This window comes from Nonomuraea sp. NEAU-A123 (genome assembly GCF_018603905.1).
In the GTDB taxonomy this organism is placed as follows: Bacteria; Actinomycetota; Actinomycetes; order Streptosporangiales; family Streptosporangiaceae; genus Nonomuraea.
Genome location: NZ_JAHFZZ010000064.1, coordinates 1 through 2,498 on the forward strand (window position 1 = coordinate 1; position 2,498 = coordinate 2,498).

Genomic DNA, 2,498 nt, shown 5'->3' on the forward strand with positions numbered 1-2,498 from the left:
GTGCGTGTCGCCGCTGGTGGCCAAGTAAAGGTCCCCACGTCTTCGTAGTTGACTATTTCTTGGTGAGGCGTCTGCCTGTCCGGGTTCGTGCCTGTTTCATGCGGAAGGACTCGCCCTCGGTGACCACGACGACGCTGTGGTGCAGGAGCCGGTCCAGCAGGCTGACGGCGGTGGTGTGCTCGGGCAGGAAGCGTCCCCATTGGTCGAAGGGCCAGTGTGAGCCGATGCCGAGCGCGCGGCGTTCGTAGGCGGCGGCCACGAGGCGGAACAGCAGTTGCGCGCCGGTGTCGTCCAGCGGGGCGAATCCAACTTCGTCGATGATCACCAGATCGTTGCGGAGCAGGTTGTCGATCACGCGGCCGACGGAGTTGTCGGCCAGGCCCCGGTAGAGCGTCTCGACCAGCTCGGCCGCGGTGAAGTAGCGCACCTTGTAGCCGGCGTGGACGGCGGCGACGCCGAGGGCGATGAGGCTGTGGCTCTTGCCCGTGCCCGCCGGGCCGACCGCGCAGTAGTTCTCGGTGGCGCGGATCCACTCCAGCGAGGCGAGGTAGTCGAAGGTCGCCCGTGGGATCGACGACGCTGCGACGTCGAATTCCTCGATGGTCTTGATGACCGGGAAGGCGGCGGCCTTCATCCGGGTGCGGACGTTGGACTCATCGCGGGCGGTCAGCTCGGCCTCCAGCAGGGTGCGCAGGAACTCTTCGGGGTTCCAGCGCTGCGTGCGGGCCGTCACCAGCAGCTCGGGCGCCAGGCGGCGCATGGTGGCCAGCTTCAGGCGGCGCAGGGCGGCGTCCAGATCACCGGGCAGCGCGGGCGTGGTGGGCGCGGTCATCCGGCCTCTCCGATCTTGTCGAACCGGTCGAGGGCGTAGTCGGTCAGTGACCGGGTCGGGACGGTGGGCAGGGCCATCACCAGCGCGTCTCCGGCGGCGGTCGGCTGTGGTGTGCCGGCCCCGGCCGCGAGGATGGAGCGGACGTCCTCAGCTCGCCATCGGCGGAACTGTGCCGCGCGCTCCAACGCGGCCACCAGCGCCTGCTGTCCGTGGGCAGCGGCGAGGGCGGCCAGCTCGACCAGGTCGGCGGCCAGGCGGGTGTTGCCGGAGGCGGCCGAGCCGGTCAGCCAGGTCTCGGCGGCCGGGCCGAGTGCCAGGAACGCCTTCTCCGCCGGGGTGCGGGGCCGGGCGGCGCGCCGTGGCGCGGGCCGCGGGCCGCCGTAGTGCTCGTCGCTGATCGCGGCCTCGCCGGGGGCGACTGGGGCGTGGTCGGCGACGATCTCGCCGGTGGCCAGGTCGGTGATCAGCAGCCTGCCGTCGGCCTCGACCACGGCCACCGTCGCGCCGATGAGCCGATTCGGGACCGAGTAGCGGGCCGAGCCGAACCGCACGCACGACAGCTTGTCCACCTTGCGGGTGATCGGTGGCTTGCCGATCGCCGGGCGCAGCGACGGCAGCGCGTTCATCACCTCCCGCTCAGCGGCCAGCCGCTCGGCCGGGACGGCGCAGATCTCCGAATGCGGCACCGTGTTGACCTCGGCGCACCAGGTCCGGGCGGCGATATTGGCCACCGTCAGGTCATCGAACGACGCCTGTGGCACCACCAGGTCCCGCTTGGCGTAGCCGACCAGGTTCTCCACGATCCCCTTCGATTCGGGATCAGCCGCTTCGCACCAGTCCGGCCGGCACCCGTAATGGGTGGCGAAACGGACGTAATCAGCGGTGGGGATGACCTTGTTGGCCACCACGCCGCCCTTCAGGCAGCCCATCCGGTCGGCCAGCACCACCTTCGGGGCCGCGCCGAGCGTTTCGAAGCACTCGGCCAGCAACGACAGGGTGGTCTCGGCGCGCTCGTTGTCGGCGAAGCGGACGAACCGGAAACGGGACCAGGCCAGCACCGCGCAGAACACGTGCAGCCCGCCGCCGGCATCGCCCCAGTCGATGACCAGCATCTCGCCCGGTGTCCAAACCGCCGGGCGCCGTCCGCGCGGGTTGCTTCTGCGCCAGGCCTTCTTGGCCGCGGCCACCAGCCTGCGGAAGTTGCGCGCCGACCCGCCGTACCCGCCAGCCTGCGCCAACGGCAGCAGCCGCTTGGCCGAGATCTTCCCGTGCGTCGCGGCGACCTTGTCCCGGACCAGTTCGGCGACCGCGTCGTAGTTGTGCTCCCGTTGTTTGCGGGGTGGCGCCTTGTCCCCGGTCAGCGCCCGCTCGATGATGCGTTTGACGGTCTTGTGCGTGGTGCCGCACATCTCAGCGGCCCCACGATAGGTGCCCACCTCACGGTAGGCGGCGATGATGTCCATGACTTCCCCCGAAGATTTCATGGCCCGGCAGACTCCCTGAGCGGTGATCACGTGACTGGCTGACACCGTCAAGATCACTGCTCAGGGGCATGCCTGTCCCCAAGACACACCGGCGAGCACACGCGGGCGTGGGGACTTAAATCTGGCCACCAGTGGTGACCTCAACCCGGCCACCTGCGGCTACCTTTGCACGGCCACGGACA

2 protein-coding genes are annotated in these 2,498 nt (G+C 69.9%); both read right to left on the reverse strand.

Going from position 1 to position 2,498, the window contains the following annotated elements:
• Positions 1-52 precede the first annotated feature (52 nt).
• Complete coding sequence (gene istB, locus KLK06_RS59300; protein ID WP_214644732.1) at positions 53-832, reverse strand: IS21-like element helper ATPase IstB; 780 nt, start codon at positions 830-832, stop codon at positions 53-55.
• Positions 829-2,316 carry an IS21 family transposase gene (gene istA / locus KLK06_RS59305; protein WP_214644733.1) on the reverse strand — a complete coding sequence of 496 codons (1,488 nt, stop codon included), beginning with the start codon at positions 2,314-2,316 and terminating at the stop codon, positions 829-831. The genes istB and istA overlap by 4 nt, the downstream gene beginning before the upstream one ends.
• Between the last annotated feature and the right edge of the window lie 182 nt (positions 2,317-2,498).